Annotated in this window: 15 protein-coding genes; 3 read left to right on the forward strand and 12 right to left on the reverse strand. The window is 53.1% G+C overall.

Annotated features, from left to right (window positions below; genetic code table 11):
- Positions 1-135: 135 nt before the first annotated feature.
- From JIN87_RS11225 to JIN87_RS11260, 8 genes are all read right to left on the reverse strand, one after another.
- Positions 136-1,425 carry a Gfo/Idh/MocA family protein gene (locus JIN87_RS11225; RefSeq protein ID WP_200355655.1) on the reverse strand — a complete coding sequence of 430 codons (1,290 nt, stop codon included), beginning with the start codon at positions 1,423-1,425 and terminating at the stop codon, positions 136-138.
- Positions 1,426-1,551: 126 nt separating this feature from the next.
- Complete coding sequence (locus JIN87_RS11230; RefSeq protein ID WP_200355656.1) at positions 1,552-2,289, reverse strand: 3-keto-disaccharide hydrolase; 738 nt, start codon at positions 2,287-2,289, stop codon at positions 1,552-1,554.
- Between the two features lie 101 nt (positions 2,290-2,390).
- Positions 2,391-3,530 carry a Gfo/Idh/MocA family protein gene (locus JIN87_RS11235; protein ID WP_200355657.1) on the reverse strand — a complete coding sequence of 380 codons (1,140 nt, stop codon included), beginning with the start codon at positions 3,528-3,530 and terminating at the stop codon, positions 2,391-2,393.
- Positions 3,531-3,579: 49 nt separating this feature from the next.
- Positions 3,580-4,617: a TIM barrel protein gene (locus JIN87_RS11240; RefSeq protein ID WP_200355658.1), complete on the reverse strand. Its 1,038-nt coding sequence runs from the start codon at positions 4,615-4,617 to the stop codon at positions 3,580-3,582.
- Positions 4,618-4,651: 34 nt separating this feature from the next.
- Positions 4,652-5,923: a cupin domain-containing protein gene (locus tag JIN87_RS11245; protein ID WP_200355659.1), complete on the reverse strand. Its 1,272-nt coding sequence runs from the start codon at positions 5,921-5,923 to the stop codon at positions 4,652-4,654.
- Positions 5,924-6,094: 171 nt separating this feature from the next.
- The gene (locus tag JIN87_RS11250; protein ID WP_200355660.1) at positions 6,095-6,850 is read right to left on the reverse strand and encodes a helix-turn-helix domain-containing protein; all 756 of its coding nucleotides are present in this window, start codon (positions 6,848-6,850) and stop codon (positions 6,095-6,097) included.
- A 139-nt stretch (positions 6,851-6,989) separates the two neighbouring features.
- Positions 6,990-8,576, reverse strand: a complete 1,587-nt coding sequence (locus tag JIN87_RS11255; RefSeq protein WP_200355661.1) for a sulfatase family protein — start codon at positions 8,574-8,576, stop codon at positions 6,990-6,992.
- 197 nt (positions 8,577-8,773) lie between these two features.
- Complete coding sequence (locus JIN87_RS11260) at positions 8,774-9,706, reverse strand: ThuA domain-containing protein (protein ID WP_200355662.1); 933 nt, start codon at positions 9,704-9,706, stop codon at positions 8,774-8,776.
- 187 nt (positions 9,707-9,893) lie between these two features.
- Here JIN87_RS11260 and JIN87_RS11265 point away from each other — a divergent pair, with 187 nt between their 5' ends.
- Positions 9,894-11,270 (forward strand): IS1380 family transposase, encoded by a 1,377-nt coding sequence (locus tag JIN87_RS11265; RefSeq protein WP_200355663.1) that lies wholly within the window; start codon positions 9,894-9,896, stop codon positions 11,268-11,270.
- Between the two features lie 555 nt (positions 11,271-11,825).
- Here the strand turns inward: JIN87_RS11265 and JIN87_RS11270 are convergent.
- Positions 11,826-13,046: an FG-GAP repeat domain-containing protein gene (locus JIN87_RS11270; protein ID WP_200355664.1), complete on the reverse strand. Its 1,221-nt coding sequence runs from the start codon at positions 13,044-13,046 to the stop codon at positions 11,826-11,828.
- Between the two features lie 87 nt (positions 13,047-13,133).
- Between JIN87_RS11270 and JIN87_RS11275 the strand changes: the two genes are divergently transcribed.
- Together JIN87_RS11275 and JIN87_RS11280 are read left to right on the forward strand one after the other, a co-directional pair.
- Entirely contained in the window at positions 13,134-13,625 is a 492-nt protein-coding gene (locus tag JIN87_RS11275; protein WP_200355665.1) for a hypothetical protein, read from the forward strand.
- 816 nt (positions 13,626-14,441) lie between these two features.
- Positions 14,442-15,935: a Gfo/Idh/MocA family oxidoreductase gene (locus tag JIN87_RS11280; RefSeq protein WP_200355666.1), complete on the forward strand. Its 1,494-nt coding sequence runs from the start codon at positions 14,442-14,444 to the stop codon at positions 15,933-15,935.
- Between the two features lie 193 nt (positions 15,936-16,128).
- On the opposite strand, the gene JIN87_RS11285 is transcribed toward JIN87_RS11280, so the two are convergent.
- The 3 genes from JIN87_RS11285 to JIN87_RS11295 form a co-directional block, all read right to left on the reverse strand.
- Positions 16,129-17,628 carry a sulfatase gene (locus JIN87_RS11285; RefSeq protein ID WP_200355667.1) on the reverse strand — a complete coding sequence of 500 codons (1,500 nt, stop codon included), beginning with the start codon at positions 17,626-17,628 and terminating at the stop codon, positions 16,129-16,131.
- 271 nt (positions 17,629-17,899) lie between these two features.
- A complete protein-coding gene (locus tag JIN87_RS11290) occupies positions 17,900-18,856 on the reverse strand; it encodes a TIM barrel protein (RefSeq protein WP_200355668.1) in 957 nt (318 codons plus the stop codon).
- Between the two features lie 293 nt (positions 18,857-19,149).
- Positions 19,150-20,796 (reverse strand): N,N-dimethylformamidase beta subunit family domain-containing protein, encoded by a 1,647-nt coding sequence (locus JIN87_RS11295; RefSeq protein ID WP_200355669.1) that lies wholly within the window; start codon positions 20,794-20,796, stop codon positions 19,150-19,152.
- Positions 20,797-20,803: the final 7 nt, after the last annotated feature.

Raw genomic sequence — 20,803 nt, forward strand, 5'->3', positions numbered from 1 at the left:
CTTGAACCAACAAGCCCAACAGTTTCCATTCTAGGCCAATTCAAAAAAAGCTCTGCCGTGTGGAGATGCTTCCACTCCGGCAGAGCCAATATCCTGTTACGACTAAAAAACTTAGGGTAAAACTCCTCGGCCAATCTAAACCCGATACGGAGCTCGCCTTTTGTAGGTACGCATCTTGTTGGCCTTCCGATCTCCGATGAATCGTTCCTTCACTGGATCAAATCGAACCTTGCGTCCCAGCTTCCAGCTGATGGCGGCCGCAAAGCAGGCCATGTGTCCGTAGCGCACTGCCGTGGAGTTACAAACCGGCTGTTCCCGCGTTTTCACGCAATCGAGGAAATTGCGGACATGAGTGACAGGATCCGTTCCTCTTAGCTGGTCGTAGTTTTTATTTTCGATGAGCTTGGGATTGCTAGCCTCCAATTTCTGAAAATCGCCTGCTTCCACCCACGCTTCATCGCCGACAAAGCGAACCGGGCAAGAGCCCATTCCCTTGATCCACTCGCCAACGCCTTCGCCAGAAGACAATCGCAGAACCAGCTTTATGCCGTTCTCATACTTAGCATGTATCAGACTGTCCGATACGGCTTCAAACTCAATCGGCGTCGTTCCGTCGGCATCGGCTGCCCACTGGCACAGATCAATCGTGTGCGTGCCCCACTCCGGGAGTCTCCATCCAGAATACAACCCTTTGTGGTTGCGCCAGCGCCCTCTGCAGTACGCTTCATTAAACGGAAGCCAGGGTGCCGGTCCTAGCCATTTGTCCCAATTAATTTCCGATGGATCCGGCTCGGGTTCGGCCGGCAACGGCTCGAGGTACTCCTGAAGTTTCAGAATGCCAGCATGTACCTCTGTAACTTGCCCCAGCTTTCCCTCCCGGGCCAGATCGACCGCGAGCTTGAAATTCGGGACACTTCGTCGCTGCGTTCCCGCTTGGAACACACGTTTGTGCTTCGTGATCTCGTCATCCAACTCCTGGCATTCCTGGATATTCATCGCGCACGGCTTCTCGCAATAGATGTCCTTGCCCGCACGGGCTGCGAGGATGGACGCGGTCGTATGCCAACGATCCCCAGTAGCAATCAGAACCGAGTCAATATCGTCTCGTTCCAAGATCCCGGACATATCGTCGTAGGTCACGCAATCCGAGTTCCCGTATTGGCGGTCCGTCATGCGCTTGACGATTTCACGCCGCTTCTTTTGCGGATCGGCAATCGCCACGAACTGGCTGTCCTTGTGCTTAAAAAAGCCCGCCAAGACACCACGGCCCCGTCCCCCCAAGCCAATGCCTCCCACGACGATTCGGTTGCTTGGCGCTACCGTTCCATTTTTGCCAAGTGCGCTCGCGGGTATAATGGTAGGCATACCAATCGCGGCTACCGCCGCAGCCTTCAAAAAGTCACGACGTGTCCTATTTGTATTCATATCTCCCATACTTTAATCCTCCTAATAAATCGTTTTTGTCGCACAATGATAGTCACACTCGTCACGGGGCGACGATAGAGCCGAGAATAGCGTTCATTCGAGCAGATAGGCAAGTCTGCAGCTTGTTCAGTTCCCCGCGACAGCCTCCCGAAGTGCCGACTTCGCAGCGTCTCCACTCAATTTTTTCAAGCGGATGTCTTTCACGTATGCCTGCATAGCAGGCCCACGATGCAATTGAATTCCGATTAGGCCACTCGTTTGAGCGCCGGGAAAACGATCGGCAACAGCGACAGTGACGACGCCATTCACCTTGTGAATCATTCGCTTCCCGACTGCGATAACCTCATAATCGTTCCACTCGTAGACGTCGAACTCCTCATCGCTCCCAACTTTACCCTTAACTTCAGGGAGTGACTTCCCCTTCGCGTTAACCTTATCGGTAACTAGAACCTTCTGGCCACGCCGTGCAACGATACCTCGACCGGTTCCTTCGCTGTAATACATACCCATGTATTCATGTTTTGGATGAACATCCAACTGAGGTCCCGAGAGAGCGTGTGCAGCTCCCTCGACACTCTGAGCCCGGTACATGACTCCCGAATTGTTCTCGCCTGCAATCTTGAGTCGAAGCTTCAAATGAAAGTTCGAAACTTCCCCTTCCTTCCAAACGAGAAAGGTATTGGCTTTTAATTCAACTCCCTCAGTCGAGCCCACGATGGCGTTGTCCTTAACGCTCCAAAGCCCCTCCTGCCCTTCCCAACCAGAGAGGTCCTTGCCATTGAAGATGGACTTGAATCCATCCTCAGCATTCACAGCGGCAGTGAAGAGAAGCCAGCTAGTTAGAAATGTGATGATGTTTTTCATTGCAGTCAAAAGAGGGAAGTTTTTGTCAATCAGCATATGCCAGCGATGCTTTGGGCAGGGGGTGAATAGATCGTTTCAAAAGGTCGAGAGAGCGACTTGCATTATGCCTGCTTCACCTTTGTCCAGCGGCCAGTCTTAGCCGATTTCAGGACTGCGTCGGTGACATAGTCAGTTGCGAGCCCGTCTCGGAAATTCGGTCTTGCCGGCTCACCGGAATCGAGACCAGCGATGAAGTCAGCCACCTGATGGGTAAAGGTGTGCTCGAAACCAATCTGCACACCTGGAATCCACCAATGCTCGATATACGGGTGTTCGCTCTCGCTGAGGTGGATTGAACGCCACCCGCGCACATTGCCTTCATCGCGATGATCGAACCACTCAAGACGGTGCAGATCATGCAAATCCCAAGCGAGCGACGCGTGCTCTCCATTCACTTCGAAAGTATACAACGCTTTGTGGCCACGAGCATAGCGGGTCGCTTCAAACGTCGCCAAAGAGCCATTGTTGAATCGCGCGAGAAACGCCGACGCATCATCGATCAGGACCTCCTGCTTCTTGCCGGTCAGAGCGTTCTTACGCTTTTTGACAAAGGTTTCGGTCATACCAGTGACAGACTCGATGCCGCCGTTGAGCCACATCGCCGTATCGATACAGTGAGCCAAGAGATCGCCTGTCACGCCACTGCCGGAAACCGATGCGTCCAGCCTCCAGGTCCCAGCACCACCCTGTGGGACGTCGGCGCTGATGGTCCAATCCTGCAGAAACTTTGCCCGATAATGAAAGATCTTACCAAGCTTGCCTTCCTCGATGAGCTGCTTGGCCATGGTGACTGCTGGGGCTCGTCGATAGTTATACCAAACCATGTTAGCCACACCGGCCTTCTCGACAGCGTTGACCATCTTGAGAGACTCAGAGGGGCTCATCCCGAGCGGCTTTTCGCAGAGGACCATCTTACCCGCCTTGGCGGCCGCAAGCGCGATCTCTGCGTGCACATTGTTCGTAGCCGCAATATCGATCAGGTCGATATCTGGACGTGCGACGAGGGCTTTCCAATCCGTTTCTACAGATTCGTAGCCCCAGTTCTTCGCGAAGGCTTTTGCTTTCTTGCCATCACGCCCGCACACTGCCTTCAGCACTGGACGATGCCCAAGAGAGAAAAATTGGTTGGCTTGACGAAACGCGTTTGTATGGGCACGCCCCATGAGGCCGTAACCGACCATTCCGATATTCAGTGGCTTCATATTTTGGAGGTAATTACTTGGAGTATTGTTTTATGAATACAGGCCAGAGTTACTCTGACCAGCCATGGTTGTTTCGCACTTCGATCATTGCAGCTAAGATGTCGTTCCACGTTTGCTGCTTCGTCATCACGTCATTTGAGAACATGCAGCCATCCCAGCAAATATGTCTCATCGCCTTGGTGACTTCGCCGTTGCCGTCACGAAGCCAATAGCCGGAATCGCGAGCGATGTTGAGCTTGCCCTTCGGATCCGTGGCTACGCAATGACGACCAGTCTTCTCGTGGTTGCCTGAACCGAAAACCGAGCCGTCATTCTGAGCGACGTGAAAGTCTATCGTCCAAGGACGCAGAGCGTTGGTCAGCGTTTTCATCGCTTCGTGAAAGACCTCTGGTTCCCAATTGTATTCATCAGGGACGATACGGTGCTCTTCTGCATTCTCGCCCAAGGTGTAAAGCAGTGTGTGCGACATGTCGGCTTGGAAACCGACCACATCCGGCATCGCCGTTTCCTCGAGAAGATTGATCATATGCTTCCAGCTATGCATCCCTCCCCAGCAAATCTCCCCTTCGGCAGCGATACGTTCGCCAGAAGCTTGAGCGATCTTGCCAGCCTCCCGGAATGTTTGAGCAATGAGAGAGGTATTGCCCTTGGGATCCTTGTCCCAATCCGTAACTGAGGCTGCGGAATCCACGCGGATGATGCCGTTCGGACGCACCCCCAGTTCACGCAGTCTCGAAGCGATCTTCGTAGACTTTCGCACCGCATCGAGCCAAGCCGAACGATGAGCTTCGTCGCCCATCGCCGACGCGTCGAACCAGACTGGAGCAACCACCGAACCGATTTCAAGTCCCTTGGCGGAGATCTTTTCGGCAAGCGCTTTGATTCCATCATCCGAAATGTCGATGTCGACATGCGGACTGTAGAGGAAGAGATCGACGCCATCAAACTTCACGCCATCGACTTCGGCATTCGCCGTCAGGTCGAGCATGGTATCGAGTTCGATCATAGGTTCAGAATCGGATTCGCCTTTACCGACGATACCAGGCCACATGGCGTTGTGTAGCTTAGGGAAATTGTTTTCAGACATAGTCTTTCGTAGTGTTAAATTGGGTACTTGGATTCTAGAACGAGTTATTTCGATACGCGCCCATAGCAGGAGCATCAGGATTCACCTCTGGTCCAAAATAACGAAGACAAACCAGAGGTTCAGTGCCGCTTGTGTTGCTAAAGGTTATGCCTTTCTTGGCACCCTCCTCGGAGCAAAAATACTCATCCTCGGTCAACTCGTGGAATCGAATCATCTTCGGGCTCACCAATGGCTCGCCGTTGATCGTACCACTACCTTGCACGCAAATGAGCCCATACGCCCCCGAATCCTTGACCAAGGCGCTACATCCCGGATCCACTGTCAGTTCCTTTGCGGTAAAATACTGCATTTGATCAACCTTCCCATACACGATCCAGCGATCAAGGTAGCCTTCATCGCGCGTGTCGGCGACAGGCACCGGTTCGAGGTAGTGATTGTCCTTGAAATTTGGATCTACGTTTTTGTCCCAATCCAGTTGATCCACGATAAAGTCAATATCCTGATGTTTGCTCTCAGGCATGTCCTTCACAAGTAGACTCCACGGCACCTCCCGACCTTCCACGAGATTCTGATACATTCCAAAAACATCGCTCCCCCATTGCGGCTCGTATGTACAAAGACTACCTGGTGCGTGCAGGATGCAAGGGTCGATCAACCAGCCCGTACCTGGCTTGAGACGATACGCCTTGGACAAATCAAGGATACCATTGTCGCCCTTATTCCAATCCTCGATGCACTTACGAACCTGAGCCTTGGTCGTACCTGGCTCCAACCCCATGAACGTATAAGGAAAATTGTTACCTACATTATTGTGCTGCGGCGGAAAATAGTAGGACTCCGGTTTTCCTTCTTGTCCAACCAAAGCCGCCTGCTCTGCGCTTTGGTGCATATGATGTGGGATAGGCCCCATATTGTCGAAAAATTTCGAATACACCGGCCACTTGCCATACTTGTCCCAAATCGAACTACCGATCAAAGCAGCGCCACAACTATCCACCGCGTCCCTGAGAGTAAACTTGCTGTCGCCAACCACGCAATAGCTCAGCCCTTCATCATCGGCTCGACCCACATTCGCCGTCTCGGTTGTAGAGGCAAACCAGCGTTCGTCGATACCTCCACGATCCAGCCCATAGGCATAGGTATCATCGGGGTGGAGCTTGATGCGTAGTCCGGGCTGAAGAAAGGAGCGCGGCACCCAAGCGGGAGCGAGGCGAAGCAGCCCTCCCGTCCTACTGAGTTCACCTTCCACAAGGGATTGCACGTTAGTCTCGACTGATTTTAATTCAGTAACGCTATTGATGGCCATATCTGATCAAGGGGGTTGAAAGAGTAGACAGGGTGGGTCTACATAGGTCAGGGGTCACGATACCCTAATGTAAACCTTCAGGCCTCGATAAACTAGACTTGAAACGGCAAGAATTGGTCCAAAAGCGTCACCGGCCGCTTTCAAAGATAGTCCGCAACCGGAAGCCAAACGCTACTGATAGCGCTCACGATACTCGCTGGGCGTCTCCCCCATCGCTCTTCGAAATTCCTTGGCGAAATGGCTCTGATCCGCGTAGCCAAACTCGCTCGCGACCTCAGCGATGGAGTTCTTGGAAAAAACGAGGGAGCTACAACTCATCCGAATCCTCAAACGCCGAACGTAGTCATGAGGCGTACTACCGTAGGCAGCGCGAAACCGCCGCTCGAACGCGCGAACCGACAAGTTGCAGGCCTTAGCCAAATCGGAGTTGGTGATCGGCTCCTTGTAATGCTCGCTCACGTAACGAACCGCTTCGCTCAAAGGAGAATTCCTCTCCCGGCTCGTAGCCAAATTTTCAAGCGGACGCGTCACCCCGGCATTTCCTACGATTTGGCCAGCTGCATCATGCAACGGGACCTTCGAAGTAACGCACCAGCGCGCCGTGTGGTCGAATCGACCAACGAGTTCAAGCCGAGAGCGAATATGCTCACCCTTCAATACGCGCTCGTCATCAATCCGGTACTGGTTAGCCAGCGTTTCCCCGCAAAGCTCAAAATCGTTGTGCCCGATAACATCCTCGCGCGTCTTCAAGCCGAAATTAAGAATAAAAGGCACGTTAGCCCATTGATAGGTCCCCTCCACGTCCTTTATCCAAAGCGGCACATCCTCTAGATAATCAAACAATCCAAGCACTTCCGGAGCCACAACACCAATACGGGCGAACGTAGAATTTAGGTCTTCAGTCTTTCCAGGGAGATTCTTATCCATCAACTCAGAGTCCGCACAATGGGCAGGCTCACTCGCCCCCGCAACAAAATCATTGCACAAGCTGGAATTTGACACGCGTATTGCAGCCTCCCCTACATTTTCCGCCTCCAGCTCAATCCCGGGAAATGTCACCGACCGACTAGTTCCAGTGCTCGGCAATGACTTTCTGCAAATCCGGATATGCCTCGTCGCCATCCTGGTACTCGTCCTTCAGACGCAAGAGCTCCAACTTCAGTTCCTCAATCACAGCCCTGTATTCAGGATTGTTGTACGAGTTGTTTATCTCGTTCGGATCTTTTTCCAAATCGTAGAACTCCCATCCCGCAGGCGTTTGCCGGTCCACCGCCCCCGAACTCCCAAGAGGTAGCCCGTAAATGAAAATCAGCTTATAACGATCGGTCCGCACCCCGAAGTGCCCCGGATTGTGGTGACCATTCAAATGCATCCAATAGCGGTAGTAGACCGACTCGCGCCAGCCCTCCGGCTGCTTCCCAGTCTCCAGAATGCTTCGGAACCCTTTCCCCTGCATCTCCTCCGGCACGGGAAGCCCCGCATAGCTGAGAAGCGTTGGTGCGAAATCTATATTCGCGCATAGAGCTTCGGTGTGGCTGCCCGCAGGAATGTTGCCCGGTAAGCGGGCGATAAAAGGCATCCGAAAGGCTTCCTCATAAATCCAACGCTTATCGAAGTAGTCGTGCTCGCCCAGAAACATGCCCTGATCCGAAGTGTAGATAACCAAGGTGTTCTCCTCCAGACCTGACTCCTCGAGATACTCCAGAACCCGGCCAATATTCTCATCCACCGCCTTCACGCAACGAAGGTAGTCCTTCACGTACTTCTGGTAGGCCGCCTTGGTTTTCTCCGTCTCGGTCATACCCGTCACATCGATCGGTCCCGCGGCCCATTTCGGGCTCGTAACGTCGTCGATCATGTTGCGGCGATCCGCTAAACGATGCGAAATCGAAGTGCCAAAATCACGGGTCGCCTCCGAACGATGACTGAAGTCCTCCCAAAGGCTATCCGGCTCGGGCAACTCGACGTCCTCTAGGAAGGATTTATGCCTATCCGCCGGCTCCCAGCGTCCATGCGGCGCTTTGTGATGGAGAAAGAGCGCGAAGGGTTTGCTCTCATCCCAATTCTCCAACCAATCCAAAGCATAATCGGTAATCAAGTCGGTGTAGTAGCCTTCCACCCGCGGCCCGGCATCCCTTCCCGTTTTGTAAGGCGTCCCCTTTTCGAGAAAGATGGGGTCGTGGTAGTAGCCCTGCCCTGGCCCCACCTTCCAATAGTCGAAGCCAAAAGGCTCCGTATGCAAATGCCACTTACCAATAAGAGCCGTTTGAAAACCACCCTTGCGCAGCAAATCGGCCACATTTATCGCATCTGCCGGAATTGGGTCTCTCAACGTTTTGACACCATTAATGTGCCCATACTGGCCAGTAAGAATGCTCGCCCGGCTTGGGGTGCAAATCGCATTAACACAAAATGTCCGGTCCATCCGGATACCTTCCTTTGCCAAACGATCGATATTGGGCGTCTTGAACACATCCGTCAGATGGCTGCCATAAGCGCTGATCGCGTTCGTCGCATGATCGTCCGACATGATGAACAGTATGTTGGGACGCTTGGCGGCTTCAGCTGAGGCCGCTGCGATCGACCAAACGAAAGTCAGCCCCGCACTTACAGAGGTAAAAGAGCTAAAAAGATATCTTAAAACTGAGTTCATTGCGTCTTGGCCTAGAAGCGACCTGTTATGGATATTTGACCTGGAAAGTCGCAACGAGACTCAAATCCACTCCTCAAAAACCTAAGAACTTACCCCTCAATTTCGCTTCATTTCCAAAAAATCAGTTACTGGGAGGACATCAAATAATGAGTCTCTTGCCGTCGGCGGGTCGACGCCCCGCCCTACTGTCTCTAAAATCACTCAGTTCGATTCCATTCTCTAAACTTGGCCTCCCATAGTGTACGCCTTCCATTGGCCCATTTTGCGTCAGGCACTCCCGGATTCATACTTTCCAGGAACTCCAGTGATGGATTTTCTGATACAACCCCCTCTTCAGGAATCTCTATTCCCGCAAGCCACGCGCAGGCGTTCAACACGAGCCCACGCATCTCAGAATGGCCAAGGTTCCAATAGTGATGCAGTCCTGTAATGGCAAAACCACGCCCTTTCTCCCCGTTATCAGCCACCCAGGCAACATGCTCCGGTCTTCCGCTCTGGGCGCTCACGAATGGATTTCCCCAGTGGGGACCATGTTTCCTCTGCCTAGTCTTATCGGGTGGGACAGCGGTTAACAGCGGAGTCACCCCTGTCATATCTTCCCGGAAACGCATGTTGTAGTACCACTCGTCATCGATGACGAACGGTTCAACTCCCCGATTCACCTCATGGTCAGGTATCGTTAGAAACTCAGCTTCCCAATGGGGATTCACAGACCAATAGGTTTCATAATATCCCCCAATGCACTCCAATATCCGGTCGCCCCTAGCTCCTTTTTCAAACGCACATGCATAATGCATGACCCCCAATCCGACTCCCCTGTCATGAAGCTCTTTGAGCTGAATCATATGAGAGTCTTCGAGTATGTGCTTGTGAAGCCCATCGGAATAAACAACCACCGCATCCGCGCCATCAAAGAAGTCAAAATCCTCCGGCCACCCGCCCTCATGAATATCGACAACCAAGTCTGAAACGCTGCCCCTCAAGCAATGAGCCAAGTACCTCACACCTCCTCGAAAGTCATGCATCCCATAGGAATGACTGTCTGGGCCTGCTATGAATACGATTCGTTTCCCTAGCCCCTCTTTGACGTCCATATTGTTCTCCGTATCCGCACATACTATACAGGACACACTCGCAACGAGAACGAATAGCAAACTCCTAAAATAACACATAAGGCTCCCCTTGCTTTTTCAGCTAAACCCACCAGTTTCATAAAAACGTATCCAACGAACGGATAAGGAATTGCAAGTGACTGATTGGCAACGCATTGTTTTGGTTACCACACTAAAACTAACGAAAACCAAAAAGCCACTCGAAGTGAAGTTACCAAAACGCCTTTCCAGAACAAGAAAATCCTCCATTCCCGTCATCAAATTCGAAAGGCACAACCTTAGCTCCTACGGCGGACTTGTCGTATTCCAGAAGCTCTTCGCCGATCTCGGACTTTCGGCCAGGCTGGGCAAGTGCGTCCCGGGAGGATCCAAGCGCTCCCGCCATGCCAGCTACTCGCTGCTGTGGCGACTGCTCGTCGTCAACGCCCTGATCGGCATGCGAAGGCTACGCGATCTCGATCACTACCGTGACGACCCTATCGTTTTGAAAGCTTTGGGCGTCGATCGCCTTCCGAGCGTCCCGACGGTCAGCCGCATGCTTGAGGACTGTGACGGGGTATCCGTATCCAGACTTCAAGCGCAGAGCCGGGATGTCGTCCTCGAGCGGGCAGCCGTCGAAGGCTTCGCCACCGTCACGCTCGACTTCGACGGCAGCGTGATCTCCACTGGGCGCAGGGCTGAGGGATCGGCGGCGGGCTTCAACAGGAAAAAGAAGGGAGCGAGAAGCTACTATCCGCTTTTCTGCACGCTAGCCCAGAGCGGGCAGGTTCTCGACCTCCTCCACCGCAGCGGCAACGTCCACGATTCCAACGGTTCGGTCGAGTTCGTAGAGCGCTGCGTCGAAGCCGTCCGGGCGGCATGCCCGCGGGTGCGGATCGAAGCCCGCATGGGCGGAGCCTTCTTCTCGGAGAAGATGATTCGAAAGCTCGATGCGCTCGGCGTGGAGTACGCCATGAGCGTTCCCTTCGAACGCTTCGCCAAGCTCAAGGCCTTGGTCGAGCAACGAATGCGATGGACTGCTGTTCCCGGTGGCGAGCGGGAGCGATCCGCCTTCGAGAAGAGCTGGAAGCCCGAAAGCTGGAAAAGCAAGGCTCGCTTCCTGTTCGTACGCTCCGAGAATCCCAAGCAGAGCAAAGGGCGGCTGCAGCTCGATCTGTTCTCGCCAGTGGAATACGGATACGACTACAAGTGCGTGGTCACCAACAAGCGATGCTCGCTCAAGACAGCCGTCGTCTTCCTCGAAGGGCGCGGGGCGCAAGAGAACGTCTTCGCCGAACTCAAGAGCCAAGGAGCCTTGGCCTACGTGCCCTGCCGCCGCCTGGCGGCGAACCAGAGCTACATGCTATGCTCGATCATGGCCCACAACCTCGGCCGCGAGCTGCAGATGAGAACCTTCGAGAAGCTGCGCCCGACCACTGCCAAGCGGCCCGCCCTGTGGGTGTTCGAGAAGATCCAGACGCTGCGAAACGCCTTCTTGTGCAAGGCGGGCCGTTTCACTCGCCCCGGAGGTAAGCCCACTTTGACGCTCAACGCCAACCCCATCGTCGAGCAATACATGCGAAACTACCTCGGCGCCGCTTGAGTATTTATGAAACAGTTAGCTAAATTCAAACGATTGTCCAATAAACACGATTCGGGCAGTACCGATGCCCGGACGGCTACCCACTATTAGGTATCAAGACGGAATCACAAGCTCATCGGACAGTCTCCAAGCTCTCTTCTTTCCCAAAGACTCACGGACAAGATCACACCGATTGCAAATACCTTAAACTAATCGCCCTCCTGCATGATCCACTATTTCCGAATTGGATCATCCCCCCTGTTCAGACGAGGTATAGGTATAAATAGAAGATTCAGGAAAAATGCCGGCTGGGTCACGACCGTGAATAAGCCCACTATACCACTACTGAACTTTCGAGGCGACTGTGCCGTTCTCCATATTCAAGGTCTCTTCCATCTCCTCGAGACTCTTCCCCTTGGTCTCGGGAACGATAAAGATGCCCCATATGCAGCCGACACACACTGTAGCGATGCGACAGAAAGCACCACAGCAATGAGAGGAGAGATCGTTTTTAGTATTCTTATTCCAATGACAGTAACAATCAATTCAGACAATTAGCAGATACTCGTTGCACCGCTACTTTCGCCCTTCATTGAAGATCGCATAAGTGCCGCTCTTCCCGGCCACCACGATATCCAAGCGACCATCACCATTCAAATCCGCCGTATTGATCTGGAGCCCTGTGCCGGCACTTCCGGTCATGATCGTTTTCCGATTGAAGCTCTTCTTTCGTTTATCCCAATTATAGTAGTACAGCACAGCCTCTTCGTTGCCTCCTGGATCCTTCCCATTGTGGGCAAACACCCGCTTACCGGTAATCAACTCGTCCTCTCCATCTCCATCGATATCCGCGAAGTGAAGAACATGCGGCTGAGAAAAGCTATCGTCGATCAGGTGCTCTTTCCACTGCAATTTTCCATCCGCCGCAGGCTCTAGTTGTTCTCTCCAGAACAAGCCGTAATCGTGTCCAAGACCGTATATAAAGTCGTTGCGTCCGTCGCCATTAAGGTCGCGCACCAGCATCGGGACTGATGCGTGTAGAAACCAGTCCTCGTGCAAGGTCCAAGGATTGTCACCGATCCCTTCTGCAGGCTGCTCATACCAACCGGATTGGAAAAGCACATCCACTCTGCCGTCGCCATTCAGATCACCCACGCCTAGCCCATGCCCGTTCTTCTTTAGGCCAATCGTTATTTTGCTCAAACTGGGCACTTCTTTCAGCTCCTTCTTCTTGCGAGGACCTTGCTGCACAATGACCTCACGCTCTTCAGTCGTAAACTTCCAAGCGACAAAGTCGTTTTCCTTGAAGTAAGAATTAACGACGAGTTCCGGAATGCCGTCGCCATCCAAATCCCTCATAACTTCCGCTTCATTCCGCGTGGCTCCCGCATCCTTCAAAAGATGCTTCTCCCACTGGTGCCCGCGCTTCAAACCTTCGTCCCCAGGATTCCGATACCAGTGAATCTCAGACGTAAAGAAAGACATCGATATCACATCTATCCAACCGTCGCCGTCTACATCATAAGGAAAATCGCCATTGGAGTGAACGTACCCCCTGTTATCTTCAATCGCGCGTACAGGTCTTGGCGTATAGTCGGGGCCCGCAAACCAGTTGCGGCCTGCTACGATGTCCAGCACGCCATCCTTATCCACGTCGAAAACAGCACTTCCCTCATTTGCATCCAAGGCCAGCAGCTTTGCGGAAAACTTAAGATTTGGTTCCGCGCCGCATAAGGACGCAGACAAACCAAGCCCTAGGATTGAGAAGAGAGAGAGGGTAATGATTGGCGATTTCATAATTATGTTTCTTACAAGATTTAACCTGCTAGCCACAGCTGGTCACCTGTGTCATCTAAGCACCGAGTCATAGAAGAGTTAGGGGTTATGACATCAAAAGAGCAGCTAATGGGGTCCGTTGATTTCCAGATCGAAGTCGTACCCTTGGGTGCCGGGACCAAAGCTTCGGTCGCGACCAAGGTGCCATTTTCCGACATAGCCGGCGGCATAACCGGCTATCTTGAGGGACTCGCAACGGTCACCGTATCGTGCGGCAAAGCCATAGTAGTCTGCGGCGTATCTATAATATCTTTACAACAACAACCTACATCGCCCCACCTCATATTGTCGATAAAGATAAAGACGATATTCGGTTGCGAAGCAGAGAGCATCGAACCGGCAAAGCATGCGAGGGACGGGGCTAGGGCTTTAAGCGCATTCATGGGAACAAAGGGATGGCAAAGACGAGATAGAAACAGGGATACTCGGAGCTTCTCCATTTTGAGAATGGAGAATATTGCAACCAAACTAACAAACAAAGGAAATCAGTCACCAAAAATAATCGCGGGCGACTTTGATGCTCCCAGATCCCAAAACTAGTTAGACGGTATAGGGAGCGCGTCTTTTGTAGCCTCGCAGGCGATTGGCTTTTCGACTGTTGATGAAACGCTCCTTCACTGAATCAAATCGAACCTTACTGCCTAGCCTCCAACTGATCGCAACAGCGAAACAGGCCATATACCCGTAGTGCATTGAGATCGAGTTGCTTGATGCCACCGCTCCATTTTAGCCGAGCGCGCTGGTAGGAATGATCGAGGGCATTCCAATTGCGGCGATCGCAATGTTTTTCAGAAAATGGCGGCGACGTATTCTCGCTTAAATGGGGTGACTTTTCGGGGTATTTAGTTCAGGTCAGACGGGTGTGCCGCAATGACACCCACATCGATTTTCGTTCGTATCAAATGAGCCATTACAATTGCTCCCCCCTTTCGACGCTACTGCCACCTTGAAGCGTAGTAAGCTACGCAAGAAAAAGCAGAGCGAACGAATCCAGGCTCATGCGACACTTAGAGACGAGTCCAACATTTGTGGGAGCGTGCCTGTCACGCGATTACTGGCTGTTTTCCCTTTTCGAATAGCGTGACAAGCACGCTCCCACTTTACTCAATTCAAGAAATTCCGTTTTCTTGAACCGTCTCCCCCCAGCAAGCGGATTACCTGCGTAGCCCTCTAGGTTCGATTGAGGAGCAAAGTTATGCATAAAAGGCTAAACGTTCCACAATTGCGCTCGCCAGAATTCACAAGCTTGATTCGACACCCCCGATTCGCCACCTTGCGCCTTGATCGGATACGGATCAACAAGCGGTCGAATCTGGTTAATTCATTCGTTTTAAACCTCCCAAAGGACATCACCCCATGAGTCATATTACACGTCGTAAATTCATCCAAACATCAACTACAGCCGGGATCGGGATCCTCGGCGCCCCAGCTATCCTCAGCACCGAGAACAAGGGCGACAAGCTGCGCGTCGCCTTCATCGGAACCGGGGGCATCAATAAACGCCACATTGACGACACAATCAGCCACGGCGATATCTGCGGAGCCTATTGCGATGTAGATGCCAACCTCTACGGCAACATCCACAAGGGAATCAAAGGTCTAGAAACAGAAGGTAAGACTTGGCTCGCTAAGCAGTGGAAAGCCGCCAAGCCCTTCCAGGACTACCGCGAAATGTTCGACAAGGCAGCAGACAGCTTCGATGCCGTCATGATCGGCACACCGGACCACAGCCACTACCCAGCGACGGTGCTAGCCATGGAGCATGGCAAGCACGTCTTCACTCAAAAGCCTCTCACCCACACCGTTTGGGAAGCCCGTCAACTCGCCATGGCCTGCGACAAATACAAACTCGCGACCCAAATGGGCAACCAGGGTCACGCCAACGAAGGCAACCGACAAATCGCAGCCTACGTGCAAGGCGGACATCTCGGCGATATCAAAGAAATTCACTGCTTCACCAATCGTCCGGTCTGGCCTCAAGGCTTCATCTGCCCTCCTGGCGGCGACCCCGTCCCAGAATCGCTCGATTGGCAAAGTTGGCTCGGCCCTGCCGCTGAACGACCTTTCCTTGGCGAGCGTGGTCTCGATGCCGGTCGCAAGAAAAAGCGAGGCGGCTGCTACCACCAATTCAACTGGCGTGGCTGGCTCGACTTCGGCGGCGGCGCTCTAGCCGACATGGCCTGCCATACTATGGACTCGATCTTCATGTCGCTCGACCCTGGATTCCCGACTCATGTCGAAGCGCTCAACGTGGACACCATGACCGATTCAGCCTTCCCCAAGGGCTCCACTTTGAAATGGACCTTCGGCCCAACCGCCACGCGCCCCGGCTTCGACGTTTATTGGTACGACGGAACCGACAACGCCTACATCGACAAGAACGGCAACCCGCGTCGTCACGAACGACTCGAGGAAATCGCCAAAGGCGCAAAACTCTCTAACTCCGGCAACATCTACGTCGGAACCGAGCGTACCCTACTCGTCTCTGGCGACTACGGAGACAGCTGCCGTATTATCCCGGATGATGCCCGCATAGAGCTCGCTAAAGAGCTCAAGGAGAAGACCGGCGACCACCGTCCTGCCCGCGTATACGAACCCTCGATCGGCCATCACACCGAGTTCCGCGAAGCTGCGATCGGCAACAAGCCTTACGAATATCCGGGTTCGAACTTCAAATATGCCGGCCCCTTCACCGAAACCATTCAACTGGGCAACGTCTGTCTGCACTTCCCAGGAAAGAAACTAAAATGGGACGGGCCGAAGCTCCGGTTCAAAAACAGCCGCGAAGCCAACAAGCTCATCAACAAAGAATATCGCGAAGGCTGGGACTTCAAACTCAGCAAAGTCTAAGCGACGCGTTCATCAGTTCGACGAGCACATGACGTGATCTTACGAAGGACCGGCAAAAGCCGGTCCTTTCAGGATGTCGAATAACTAAAAGCTAAAAACTAATCTCTTCAAAACTCCGTGTAATCCGTAGTTAAAAACAAATCACTGGACAATCTCCAAGATTATTAGCCTCGTTTGAGGCATATGCAGCCCCTCAATCGCGATAATCCACGCTATCTTGCGGAACGGGATCGTCCTTGCCGATGACCTGCCCTTCCCAGACGGGCACCTTGTCGTAGTAAGTGAGTACGCGAGCGCGACTTCCAGGAGCTGGGCCATTGTCGATTTTAGGTATCCACTTTCTCATGGTCTTCATCACTCCCGGCCGCTTCGTCGCCAGATTCGTCCACTCGTGAGGATCGTTGACGATGTCATACAACTCCTCGGCACCGTCCACGTAGCGGATATAACGCCACTCTTCGTTCACGATGGCGAAATTGCCTTGGTTGTGCGATGTAATGGCTGGACGACTACGCGGCGCTTTCGCGCTGGTGAGCTGACGCGACAAACTCAAACCTTCCAAATGATCGACTTCCGGCAGGTCTGCCAGATCCACCAAGGTCGGATAAATATCGAGCAGCTCGGCGGGGCGATTACACACTTGCCCTGGGGTGACTCCTGGACCGGCGAAGATCAGCGGCACCCGCGTCGAGTTACGCCAAAGCGTATTCTTCCCCGTAATCAATTTCTCTCCGAGGTGATAACCGTGATCGCTCCATAGCACGACGATCGTATCATCGGCATGTCCGGTCCTTTCGAGGGCATCGAGAAGACGACCAATCTGACTGTCGATGAAGCTGGTCGACGCCATGTACGATCGCACGAGATTGATCGCCTGATCGTTTTCTTCGATCCACTTCTGGCGCGGCTCGGGCAAACTCCAGTGCGTCCACCATGAAGAACGGGGCGTGTCGTCACGGTCGTCCTTCGGCATTGGCGGGAGGATCGAGGCATCGTTTGGATACAAATCGAACCACTTCTGAGTCGCGAAGCAGGGCACGTGAGGAAGAAAGAAACCCGCACTTAAGAAGAAGGGCTTCCCTTCGGGCATATTCTCAAGCATCTTGATCGCCCCCGATGCGACTTGCCAGTCGCTCTTTGTGGTGTCGTCATTATCCAGTGGATAAACGCCCCAGTCCATCAAAGGATGATTCCCAAAGGGCGTGGTCGGAATCAGTTTTTCGGGAGGCATCGGAATACCGAAACCGCCCTTCACACCCCAGTGCTGAAACTCGGGATTGGGAGTATTCGCAGGTTGCTTACGCAGGCTGTGATAGATCTTCCCATTGCTGTAGGTCTGGTAGCCATTGTTGGCGAAGTGCTGAGGCAGCGACAAGAGGTCCTCCCACTGAGGCACATCCCGAAACCAAGGCGCCAAGCCGTGAATCCCCGTCGTGCTAGGACGCAACCCGACCATCACACTGGTACGAGAGGAATTGCACAAGGGCGACTGAGTATGCGCGTTCGTGAAAAGCGTTCCCCTTGCAGCCAATTTGTCGATGTTGGGCGTCTTGACCAAAGGGTGCCCGCCCATGCAGCCAATCCAGTCGTTCTGATCATCGATCGCGATGAAAAGAATATTCGGCTTATGAGCATGTAGCCAAGTCGAAGACAAAGCCAGAAAAGAGGTAATAAAAAGTAGGATACGATTCATGGATTCAGGACACAGTCGATTTAGGATCCTTGGGGTGATGGCGTTGTTTTTAGAAGTGTTTCTTGGATACAATTGGCATTTTCGAGTGAGAACATAGCCAGAGCGATGACACAGATTCGTATCATGGGATCTAGGGGCTTATGTTTTATCCACGGGCCTCGGGGTAGATTGAGCAGCAAAGGACAAGGACCAGTCTCAGGGAAAACCGGATCGGATTCGACATGCATTCATATGCGCGAGAGGTCAATTCGCGTGCAAAGAGAGCCTGAGACTATTCGACGCCCGCCAACCGCTTCACTTGCTTAAAAGCGCTAGTGAAGCTCGTCTTGGAGTAGTGCTCCATGCCGATGAAGCCATCGTATTTCAGGCGACGCAGCTCGTTGAAGATGTGCTGGTAATTCACCTCTCCGGTTCCCGGCTCCATACGCCCGGGCACACCGCCGACTTCGACGAACTGGATCAGCCCTTCCGCCATGCCCTCTCGCAGGTTCCGCGTCAGGTTACCCTCGGACTGCTGCAAATGGTGGATATCAAAGTCCAGCTTCACATGCGGATGGTTCACTTCGCGTATAATCTCAAATCCTTCCTGAGCCGATTGAACCGTAATCGTCGGTTTCCAATATTGATTGAGCGGCTCCAAGGTAAGGTAGACGCCCGCCTCTCCCGCGATATCGCCCGCTTTCCTCAAACCGGAGATGATCTGCTTGTACTGCGTGGCCCAAGGGATCGTATCGGAACGCAGGCCCACGAAACTCACCAAGTTCTGCGCGCCCAAATCTTTGGCCGCCTCGACCGCTGTCGTGAAGAAATCGAGGTATTCCTTCTCTTTTCCCGTGACGGTCAGGCCCGTAGTCAGACCCACTTGTCCCGTCCCCGCCAGGGAGGCGCAGCGCATGCCATGCTTATCCGCATTACGACGGTATTCGTCCAAATCCAAGTTGCTAAAGCCCCCAATCTGATAAGCCTTAGCTCCCAAACTGGCCGCCAGATTGAAACGCTCATCGAGCGGCACATCCTTAGCCTGCCTCACGAAATTGGCATTCATATGCACCGCCAAAGTGTACCGAGGAGGCGGTAAGGTATCCGCGTTCTTCTTACGCTTTGAAGAGTCGTCCGCCGCCAGCGCCTTCCCCGCCAAAACCACCGGAAGCAAGCCCGCCGCCCCCGCAATAAATTTACGTCGAGAGTACTGACTATCAGTACGAGAAAATCCGTGTTCGTTATTCATTAGTTTCCAAATCTAGATTACTTTCACAATTATGTTTTGCCCACTACCGAGCTCCAAGAACGACATGAGAAGGATAAGCGAGTGCCACTAAGAGACGGTACAACAAATCAAATATACTACGACTAGGGAAATTGAACCAACCGCTTCGCTGGAGTTCACTGAGATTAGGAGTTGAAAAGCTCATAACTGAAACCCTATCCCTCCAAAATTCCATGTTCTCCGTGGTTAAATATAAATCTATTGGACAGTCTCTAAAATCCCAACGTAGCCTCAACAAGGCACGCCCTATAACATCAGTGGCTCAATCCCATTCGTACAATCCGATCGAAGAGATTGGCCGCCATACGCTGCACGCGCGGTTCCGGCCCCTGAGGTTTCACAGCTCCATGGGCTGGCAGCACGTGCCCCGGAGGCGAAGACATCGCCTGCGCCCACCAGACCGAACCAGCGTTAAAGACGAGATTCCCCTTTGAACCGTCGTAGATTATTCCCGCGTGAGGCGGTTTGGGCTTTCCATTTCCCGCCTTCGTCTTGCCGTTCGCAAGAATTTCAAATCCCGGCAAGCCTGTGGCGGGGTTGCTGTTCCACTCCCACCCAACAATGCCTTTCACCGTATCCCCTTTCTTCATACCGGTGCCTTCATACAACCAATGATCCGGCTTCGCGCAGACCCAATCTCCTCCCCCTACGTTTCCAAAGGTATAACGGTTCCCCAGCAACGGCGCCGCATCCGGCCCAGCCGCATACTTCTCAAGAAATCCCCGTTCTTGATAAAACGCCATGGCATCCGCTTTGCCCAAGAACAGACTTTCGCGGCGTATGACCTTATGAGGCGTTTCCCCGGAGTCGCTCAAAGACACGACCGCCCAGGCTGTATTCCCGCTCAAAAACGCCAGATTGACGCCCGCATCCCGCGCCGCAGCAATATTCTCAAACATCTCCCGCGTCCAGAACTCGTCGTGCCCCACCGAAACAAATCCCTTAGCCCGCTGAAGCCCCTTTCCATCCGCATGCGTATCCACTCCGGAGATATACGACACATCATAGCCCTGCTGCTCGATCCAGTAGGAAAGCGGAAACTCCCATAGCAAAAACGCGCCCGAACCAATCGTATTGGGATTCTTGACAAGATGGTCTTGACTGAAATCTGCATGAGGGCGATCGAAACTCACCGATCCCGTCCCGCTCGGATCGACGTTCCACTTCTTTCGTCCATTCGCATTGTAGTTCTCTTCGTCGCCATGATAGATGGACCATCGATCATCCGGCCAACTGTTATAACAGGCCCAAGTGACGTCGCTGCACTGAAAAAGGAGATCGCAAGGACGGTCGTCCCTCACGATGAAAATGACATAACTTTGCAGGCCCTGCCTGGAGGTCAGACGTCCCCGAAAACCGCCTACCACCCTTTTCGTCGTGAGCTTGCCGAGATAAACGCCGCTGACCCAATCATCCGGAATCACAAACTCCACCGAAGGCTCCCATTTGCATTCGCGTAACCGATTTTCACCTACAGGCGGATCGGGTTGAATCTTCCCCTGAATAGAGGTGAATTTCTTCATCGAACGGCCGCCCATACCGCCGTAATAGCCCGTGCGGAAGATTTCCAGATCGAATTCCGCGACCGGATTCGTACTCACCATCACCTTGAGTTTTTCGCCAGGCCGCACGCTGGTCGCGGAACAGTAGCCCTCGATGCGCGGAGAACGCCACCAAGTATCCGGGTCAATGTAGGTGTTGGCAAGTCTCCAGTCCCTCGTACCCAGCTTGGCGTTCTCGAGTTGGATCCGATTCTGTTTTTCTTTTTTGGATACACTCGATCCCGCAAAAGCACTCGAGGAGCCAATCCCTCTGGCGGCGAGGCCAAACCCGGCGGCAGCCACGCCTTTAATGAGGTCGCGGCGGTGCAGGCCGCGCTTGGAATCGTTTGATTCGTTCATTGAGTTT

The sequence above is a fragment of the Pelagicoccus mobilis genome (genome assembly GCF_016595505.1).
Taxonomy (GTDB): Bacteria; Verrucomicrobiota; Verrucomicrobiia; order Opitutales; family Opitutaceae; genus Pelagicoccus; species Pelagicoccus mobilis.

Coding starts and splice junctions, on each gene's coding strand:
- JIN87_RS11225 (WP_200355655.1), bottom strand. CDS start 1,425: ATGAATACAAATAGGACACGTCGTGACTTTTTGAAGGCTGCGGCGGTA.
- JIN87_RS11230 (WP_200355656.1), bottom strand. CDS start 2,289: ATGAAAAACATCATCACATTTCTAACTAGCTGGCTTCTCTTCACTGCC.
- JIN87_RS11235 (WP_200355657.1), bottom strand. CDS start 3,530: ATGAAGCCACTGAATATCGGAATGGTCGGTTACGGCCTCATGGGGCGT.
- JIN87_RS11240 (WP_200355658.1), bottom strand. CDS start 4,617: ATGTCTGAAAACAATTTCCCTAAGCTACACAACGCCATGTGGCCTGGT.
- JIN87_RS11245 (WP_200355659.1), bottom strand. CDS start 5,923: ATGGCCATCAATAGCGTTACTGAATTAAAATCAGTCGAGACTAACGTG.
- JIN87_RS11250 (WP_200355660.1), bottom strand. CDS start 6,850: ATGGATAAGAATCTCCCTGGAAAGACTGAAGACCTAAATTCTACGTTC.
- JIN87_RS11255 (WP_200355661.1), bottom strand. CDS start 8,576: ATGAACTCAGTTTTAAGATATCTTTTTAGCTCTTTTACCTCTGTAAGT.
- JIN87_RS11270 (WP_200355664.1), bottom strand. CDS start 13,046: ATGAAATCGCCAATCATTACCCTCTCTCTCTTCTCAATCCTAGGGCTT.
- JIN87_RS11275 (WP_200355665.1), top strand. CDS start 13,134: ATGACATCAAAAGAGCAGCTAATGGGGTCCGTTGATTTCCAGATCGAA.
- JIN87_RS11280 (WP_200355666.1), top strand. CDS start 14,442: ATGAGTCATATTACACGTCGTAAATTCATCCAAACATCAACTACAGCC.
- JIN87_RS11285 (WP_200355667.1), bottom strand. CDS start 17,628: ATGAATCGTATCCTACTTTTTATTACCTCTTTTCTGGCTTTGTCTTCG.
- JIN87_RS11290 (WP_200355668.1), bottom strand. CDS start 18,856: ATGAATAACGAACACGGATTTTCTCGTACTGATAGTCAGTACTCTCGA.
- JIN87_RS11295 (WP_200355669.1), bottom strand. CDS start 20,796: ATGAACGAATCAAACGATTCCAAGCGCGGCCTGCACCGCCGCGACCTC.